This is a genomic window from Arthrobacter sp. SPT-J7 (assembly GCF_059089965.1).
This window is the reverse complement of the sequence record NZ_JBNHFF010000169.1, coordinates 1-7,470: the sequence shown is the minus strand read 5'-3', so window position 1 is coordinate 7,470 and position 7,470 is coordinate 1. Positions and strand designations below refer to the sequence as shown.

7 protein-coding genes are annotated in these 7,470 nt (G+C 66.4%); 4 read left to right on the top strand and 3 right to left on the bottom strand.

Features of this window, described 5'->3' with window-relative positions:
* A partial coding sequence (gene glmM / locus AC5RWX_RS28190) for a phosphoglucosamine mutase (protein ID WP_494099551.1) occupies nt 1-1,199 on the top strand: 1,199 nt, incomplete at its 5' end.
* 64 nt (nt 1,200-1,263) lie between these two features.
* On the opposite strand, the gene mscL is transcribed toward glmM, so the two are convergent.
* From mscL to coaA, 3 genes are read right to left on the bottom strand one after another with little or no spacing between them, the layout of a single operon-like run.
* Nucleotides 1,264-1,668, bottom strand: a complete 405-nt coding sequence (gene mscL / locus AC5RWX_RS28185; protein WP_494099550.1) for a large conductance mechanosensitive channel protein MscL — start codon at nt 1,666-1,668, stop codon at nt 1,264-1,266.
* Nucleotides 1,669-1,691: 23 nt separating this feature from the next.
* Nucleotides 1,692-2,573, bottom strand: a complete 882-nt coding sequence (locus tag AC5RWX_RS28180; RefSeq protein WP_494099549.1) for a M15 family metallopeptidase — start codon at nt 2,571-2,573, stop codon at nt 1,692-1,694.
* Between the two features lie 5 nt (nt 2,574-2,578).
* On the bottom strand, nt 2,579-3,544 hold the full coding sequence (gene coaA, locus AC5RWX_RS28175) for a type I pantothenate kinase (RefSeq protein WP_494099548.1): 966 nt from the start codon (nt 3,542-3,544) through the stop codon (nt 2,579-2,581).
* Nucleotides 3,545-3,682: 138 nt separating this feature from the next.
* On the opposite strand from coaA, the gene glmS reads away from it, so the two are divergent.
* The 3 genes from glmS to AC5RWX_RS28160 form a co-directional block, all read left to right on the top strand.
* Complete coding sequence (glmS, locus tag AC5RWX_RS28170; protein WP_494099547.1) at nt 3,683-5,569, top strand: glutamine--fructose-6-phosphate transaminase (isomerizing); 1,887 nt, start codon at nt 3,683-3,685, stop codon at nt 5,567-5,569.
* Between the two features lie 114 nt (nt 5,570-5,683).
* A complete protein-coding gene (locus AC5RWX_RS28165) occupies nt 5,684-6,031 on the top strand; it encodes a holo-ACP synthase (RefSeq protein WP_104042503.1) in 348 nt (115 codons plus the stop codon).
* A 35-nt stretch (nt 6,032-6,066) separates the two neighbouring features.
* On the top strand, nt 6,067-7,470 hold a 1,404-nt coding region (locus AC5RWX_RS28160), incomplete at its 3' end, for an NAD(P)H-hydrate epimerase (protein WP_494099546.1).

The following is a 7,470-nucleotide window of genomic DNA, read 5'->3' as shown; positions in this document are numbered from 1 at the left end:
CCAGCGGCGAATTCATCGCCGCTGCAGTGGAAGCCGGGCTCTCCAGCTCCGGCGTCGACGTCTACGACGCCGGCGTTCTACCCACGCCCGCGGCTGCCTACCTGGTCGCTGACCTGGACGCAGACTTCGGCGTGATGATCTCCGCCTCCCACAACCCGGCACCGGACAACGGCATCAAGTTCTTTGCCCGCGGCGGGCAAAAGCTGCCTGACGACGTCGAGAACGCCATCGAGGCCCAGATGTCCCGGGAAGCGCAGCGCCCGGTAGGCGCCGACGTTGGCCGCATCCAGCGTTTCTCCGACGCGGAGGACCGCTACATCGTCCACCTCCTCCAGACCCTGCCGCACCGGCTGGACGGCCTCAAGGTTGTCCTGGATTGCGCCCACGGTGCCGCCAGCGGCTGCTCGCCCCACGTGTTCAAGGATGCCGGGGCGGACGTGGTGGTCATCGGCGCAGACCCGGACGGCCATAACATCAACGACGGCGTGGGCTCCACCCACTTGGAGTTTCTCAAGGAAGCTGTGGTCAAACACGGCGCAGACCTGGGGATTGCCCACGACGGCGACGCCGACCGGTGCCTTGCTGTGGACCACGAAGGCAACGAGGTGGACGGCGACCAGATCATGGCCATCCTTGCAGTTGCGCTGAAGTCGTCAGGCAAGCTCAAGGACGATGTCCTGGTAGCCACCGTCATGAGCAACCTGGGCCTCAAGATCGCGCTCCGCGAAGCGGGCATCAACATCCGCGAAACCGCCGTGGGTGACCGTTACGTCCTTGAGGAGATGCGTAACGGTGGTTTCAACCTGGGTGGGGAACAGTCCGGCCACGTGATTTTTGCAGACCATGCCACTACCGGTGACGGCGTGCTCACTGGACTGCAGCTCGCAGCCCAGGTTGCGCTGACAGGAAAGCCGCTCAAGGAACTCGCCGCGGTGATGACCAAGCTGCCTCAGGTACTTATCAACGTCAAGGGTGTGGACCGGGCCGGCGTCAAGAGCAACGAGGTCCTCGCCCAGGCTGTGGCCGCAGCTGAGGCTGCCCTGGGTGACACCGGCCGCGTCCTGCTGCGTCCCTCCGGCACTGAGCCAGTGGTGCGCGTGATGGTAGAGGCAGCGGATGAAGAGACAGCACATTCCATCGCCGAACACCTTGCGCAGGTTGTCCGGGCAGAGCTCGCACTGGAGCTTGTCTCCGAATAGTTCACTGAACAGCAAAGTGGCCCGCCTCCATCAGGAGGCGGGCCACTGGCGTTATTCCGAGGGGTTAGGGCGTGCGGCTTTTGAGCGTGTCCCGAATTTCGGTGAGCAGAGCGATCTGTGGGTCCTCCGCGGACTCCTTCTTCACGTCCTGGCCGATACCAAGCCTGCGGTTGCGGCGTTCGATCATGAGGTTCATCGGCATTACCACAACGAAGTAGATGGCCGCGGAGATCAGCAGGAAATTGACGATTGCTGTCAGCAATACGCCAAACTCAAGGGCGTTGCCGTTGAAATTCACTTTGGCGAAGCTGTCGAAGTTCGGCGAACCGGTCAGCCCGGCGATGAAGGGCATCAGTACCTTGTTCACGAGCGCGGTCACCACGGCACCAAAAGCGGTGCCGATCACGACGGCGACGGCAAGGTCAACGACGTTGCCTTTCATAATGAAATTCTTAAATCCAGTCAGCATAGGAACCAAGCTAGCGCATCGCCCTACAGGTACCCGGGAGCGGCCTCCACGCCGAAGTACTCCTCGAGGGTGAAGATGCCGCGGTTCGCCATGTCCGTCGCCGCTTCCACGCCGATATACCGCAGGTGCCACGGTTCGTAGTAGTACCCGGTAATTGGGTGGAACATCCACGGGTACCGCACCACGAACCCGAACCGGTGTCCGTTGGCCTTCGCCCACACTGCAGCGGGCTGATCTGCGAAGCACGGCTGGAAACCGCATACGCCGTTGCCGTCGGCTATGTCGAAAGCCCAGCCCGTCTGGTGTTCCGAGTAGCCGGGGCGGGCGCTTGCGGTGTCGGCGTCGGCCTGCCCACGCGAGGCAACGTAGCTGTTGTAGGTGGCCGCCTGCGTGCCGTAGGAGCGGTAGCCGCTTGCCAGCACCATCGCTACCCCGTCCCGCGCCGCCGCTGCGAACATCGCCTCGGCGGCGGCCGCCGTCGTACTGTTCAGCAGCGCCGCCTCGCCGGAGACGGTCGTCGCGACCGCGGGCCGGACCAGGTCAGCGGGCACATAGTGAGCCGGGACCAGCGGCCGATGCTTGTTGACCACCAGCCAGGGGCTCGCCGGGTCAGTGAGGGAGAACTGCCGCGGCAGGGCTGAGGAGGGCGACGGCGCCGGGGACGGTTCCGGAGGCGGGGGAGCCGCCGTCGTGGCTTCCGCCGCCGGGGTCGCTGAATCGGTGACAGCACTGGGGATCGGTGAAGCAGACGCGGTGCCCGACGACGGAACCGCCGCCCCGGGTGCCTCCGGCGTGCAGGCGGCCAGCACAGTGAGTCCTGCCCCCGCTGCCAGGAAGCGGGCGAAGGTGCGCCGGCTGGTCGCCGTCGGCCCGGAAGCGTCGAAGGGAGCGCAGTCGTAGCACACCTGTGCTAAACCTTCCGAAGGAGCATGCGGCGGATGGAATGGTCCGCGTCTTTAGTCAGCACCAGCTGGGCGCGGCCACGCGTGGGGAGGACGTTCTCCTCCAGGTTCGGCTCGTTGATGCGCCTCCAGATGTCCCGGGCAGTGCTCTCAGCCTCGTCATCGGACAGTGCCGCATACCGGTGGAAATAGGACTCGGGCTGCGCGAACGCCGTAGTGCGGAGCTTGCGGAACCTGTCCACGTACCATTCCTCGATGTAGGACGTCTTGGCATCCACGTAGATGGAGAAATCGAAGAAGTCGCTCAATGCCAGCCCCTGCCGGCCGTCATGGCGGGGCCGCGCCGGGGCCAGTACGTTCAGCCCTTCCACGATCAGCACGTCGGGACGGCGGACCACCACTTCCTTGCCGGGAACGATGTCATATGTGACGTGGGAGTACCAGGGAGCGCGGACTTCCTCGGCACCGCTCTTGATTTCACTCACAAAGCGGAGCAAAGCCCGGCGGTCGTAGGATTCGGGGAAGCCCTTGCGCTCCAGCAGCTGCCGCCGCTTCAGCTCGGCCAGCGGGTACAGGAAACCGTCGGTGGTGATCAGTTCCACATTGGGGGTCCCAGGCCAGCGGCGCAGCATTTCACGGAGTACGCGGGCGATGGTGGATTTGCCGACAGCGACCGATCCCGCCACGCCAATCACAAACGGGGTGCGCTGGGTCTGCTCGCCCAGGAAGGTGGTGGTGGCGGCGTGAAGCTGGCCGGCGGCTTCAACATACAGGTGCAGGAGCCTTGAGAGTGGAAGGTAGACCTCCCGGACTTCGTTGATATCCAGCGGGTCGCCAAGGCCGCGGAGACGGACAATGTCCTCCTCATTAAGAGGCTGTTCCATCTCATCTGCGAGCCGGGACCAGGTCTGCCGGTCCAGCTCGACGAACGGGGAGACGCCTTCGCCGTTCGCGTCATTGCGTTGCACAGTCACTTTAGAGATTCTGCCCCCAGCCCGGCTGAGAGCGAAATGCTGGCGAACGCTGATGCGGGTGAGCGCGCAACAGAAGCGGCACTTGAGCGCCACGTCCCGGTTTAGATCTAAGGCACCCCTGCCGATAGTCTTGAGCCTATGTGTGGAATCGTGGGATACGTGGGCCGTTCTAATAACGGCGGAAGTCACAGTGCGCTGGATGTTGTCCTTGAGGGACTGCGCCGCCTGGAGTACCGGGGCTACGACTCCGCGGGGGTCGCGGTGGTGTGCCAGGGCTTGATCGAGTCGCGGAAGAAGTCGGGGAAGCTGAGCAACCTGATTGCCGAGCTGGAAGCCCGACCGTTGCCGGAGACGGTCACCGGGATCGGCCACACCCGCTGGGCGACCCATGGCGGGCCGACGGACCGGAACGCGCACCCGCACCTGGCCGATGAGGGCAGGCTCGCCGTGATCCACAACGGCATCATTGAAAATTTCGCCGAGCTGAAGCTTGAGCTGGTGGAGAAGGGCGTGGAGTTCCTGTCCGAGACGGACACCGAGGTGGCCGCGGCGCTGCTGGCGGACATCTTCCGGAACAAGCTGGGCGGGGACGCCGCGAACGGTGGCCTGACCCGGGCGATGGAGCTGGCCTGCCAGCGCCTGGAGGGCGCCTTTACGCTGCTCGCGGTCCACGCTGACCAGCCCGACACGGTGGTGGCTGCCCGCCGCAACTCACCCCTGGTGGTTGGTCTGGGCGAGGGCGAGAACTTCCTGGGCTCGGACGTGTCCGGGTTCATTGATTACACCCGCCGTGCGGTGGAGCTGGGCCAGGACCAGATTGTCACCATCACCGCGGACACGGTGGAGATCACCGATTTCTTCGGTAACCCGGCCGCGGGCAAGGAATACCACGTGGACTGGGACCCGGCCTCGGCTGAAAAGGGCGGCTTCAGCTCGTTCATGGAGAAGGAAATCCATGACCAGCCCGACGCCGTGGCGCAGACCCTGCTGGGGCGTTCGGACCTGAACGGCATGCTGACCCTTGACGAGCTCCGGATCGACCCGGAGCTGCTCAAGCAGGTCAACAAGATCATCGTCCTGGCCTGCGGCACCGCCGCGTACGCCGGGACCGTGGCGAAGTACGCGATCGAGAACTGGTGCCGGATCCCCACCGAGGTGGAGCTCGCGCACGAGTTCCGCTACCGCGACCCGATCCTGGATGAGAACACCCTGGTGGTGTCCATCAGCCAGTCCGGTGAGACCATGGACACCCTGATGGCCGTCCGGTACGCCCGGGAACAGGGCGCGAAGACCATCTCGATCTGCAACACCAACGGCTCCACCATCCCGCGCGAGTCCGACGCCGTGCTCTACACGCACGCGGGCCCGGAGATCGCGGTGGCGTCCACGAAGGCGTTCCTGGCCCAGATCACCGCGGCGTACCTGCTGGGTCTGTACCTGGCGCAGCTGCGGGGGAACATCTTCTCCGGCCAGATCAAGGACGTCCTCGCGGACCTGAACAAGATCCCGGCGAAGATCCAGACCATCCTGGACAACGCCGGACCCTTGCGCGAACTGGCCCGCAGCATGGCCAACGAGAACTCGGTGCTGTTCCTGGGCCGGCACGTGGGCTACCCGGTAGCGCTCGAGGGCGCGCTGAAGCTGAAGGAAATCGCGTACATCCACGCCGAGGGCTTCGCCGCCGGTGAACTCAAGCACGGCCCGATCGCCCTGATCGATGAGGGCAAGCCGGTGTTCGTGGTGGTCCCGTCCCCGCGCGGCCGCGACTCGCTGCACGCCAAGGTGGTCTCCAACATCCAGGAAGTCCGCGCCCGCGGCGCCCGCACCCTGGTGATCGCCGAGGAAGGCGACGAAGCCGTGAAGGCCTACGCCGAGTACGTCTTCTACGTCCCGGAGACCCCCACCCTGCTGATGCCGCTGCTGACCACGGTCCCGCTGCAGATCTTCGCCGCGGAACTCGCCGCAGCCAAGGGCTACGACGTGGACCAGCCCCGCAACCTCGCCAAGAGCGTCACCGTCGAGTAACTGCTGCAGGCCGGCGACACGCCAGTCTGGTCGTATCAAGAGGAAGCCCCGGGCCCACGGCTCGGGGCTTCCTCTGTAACTTCCCGTTCCAGGCGTCATCGTAGAATAAGCCGCATGATTGTTGGCATAGGCGTAGACGTAGTAGACATCGAGCGGTTCGGCCGCCAGCTTGAGCGCACCCCCGGCCTCCGGGACCGGCTGTTCGTCCCCGCTGAGCGCGAGCTGAACACCCGGTCGCTGGCTGCAAGGTTCGCCGCGAAGGAAGCTGTGGCCAAAGTCCTCGGCGCGCCGGCCGGCATGAACTGGCAGGACTGCTGGATCGGCCTGGACCACAACGGCCCCACCGTCCAGGTCAAGGGCACCGTGCTGGCCGTCGCTGAGTCCAAGGGCGTCAAACGCTGGCATCTCTCCATCAGCCACGACGGCGGCATCGCTACGGCTACGGTCCTGGCCGAAGGCTGAACCGGCCAAGCGGCCCGCCTGAGCCCCTGACCACCATGATCAGCGCCTACACCGGAGCCCAGGTGCGGGAAGCCGAGGAGCCCCTCCTGGCCGCCGGCCTGGGTGACGTCCTGATGCAGCGCGCAGCCCACGGGCTGGCCAACACCATCATCCGGGAGCTCCGGTCCCGCGGCCGCCGGATCTACGGCTCCAGCCTTGTGGTGCTCGCCGGCAAGGGCAACAACGGCGGGGACGGGCTTTACGCCGCCGCTTTCCTCGCCGCCCGCGGGATGCGTACGACGGCGGTGCTTACCACTGAATCAGCCCATGCGAAGGCGCTGGCTGCTTTCGAGCGTGCCGGCGGCAGGGTACATCGTCTTACGGACGCGGCATCCAGTCAGCTGGCCGCAGAAACGGCGCGCGCCGACGTCGTTATCGACGCTGTGCTGGGAACCGGCGCGAAAGGCGGGCTGCGGGGGAGTGCGGCAACGCTGGTCGAGGCCATTGCCGATGCCCGGGCCGGACACCCTACCCCCGGTTTCGTGGTCGCATGCGACCTGCCCAGCGGCGTCGACGCGGATACCGGCGAAGTGGCAGAACCGGTGCTCTCGGCGGATGTGACGGTGACGTTCGGAGCGGCCAAAGCCGGCCTGCTGGTGGATCCTGGAGCGGACCACGCCGGCAGGGTGGACGTGGTGCGCATCGGCATCGAGGATAATTTCGGCCATCCTGCCCTTCGCCGGCTGGGCAACGCAGACATCGCGGGCCTCCTCCCCGGCCCTGCCCGGCGCGCCCACAAGTACTCACGCGGAGTCCTGGGAGTGGTGGCGGGATCTGCAGATTATCCCGGCGCGGCCGTCCTCGCATGCCGCGGCGCTCTTGCCGCGGGAGTCGGGATGGTCCGGTACCTTGGGCCGCCCGAAGTCGCGGATTTGATCCGCCAATCCTGCCCGGAAGTGGTCTGCAGTACCGGGGCCGTGGCTGAGAACAGGGTCCAGGCGTGGCTGGTGGGTTCCGGCATGGGGCCCGAGGACCACGAACAGCTGCAGCGTGCGCGTGAGGCCGTGGAGTCTGGCTTGCCCGTGGTGGCCGATGCCGGTGCGCTACCCGCCCTTCCCGCTGTGCTGGCCCCGCATGTGGTGCTGACTCCGCACGCCGGTGAGCTGGCCGCACTGCTGAAGCGGTTGGGGGTTGAGGTGGACCGCGCCGCAGTGGAGGCCGGAACCCTGAGCGCCGTCCGCCGAGCCGCCAAACTGACCGGAGCCACGGTCCTGCTCAAGGGCGCAACGACCCTGGTCGCTGCCCCGCCCGGGGACGTGTACAGCCAGGCGGACGGCACGCGCTGGCTCGCCCCTGCCGGCAGCGGCGACGTGGTGGCGGGCGTCATGGGTGCGCTGCGCGCGCCGGCGGGGCCCGACGGCGGAGTGTGGGGGAGGTGGGGCGGGGAAGAGGTGGGGCGG

Bases quoted from the DNA above. Each gene is read 5' to 3' on its own strand.
- mscL (WP_494099550.1), bottom strand. From the start codon at position 1,668: ATGCTGACTGGATTTAAGAATTTCATTATGAAAGGCAACGTCGTTGAC.
- glmS (WP_494099547.1), top strand. From the start codon at position 3,683: ATGTGTGGAATCGTGGGATACGTGGGCCGTTCTAATAACGGCGGAAGT.
- AC5RWX_RS28165 (WP_104042503.1), top strand. From the start codon at position 5,684: ATGATTGTTGGCATAGGCGTAGACGTAGTAGACATCGAGCGGTTCGGC.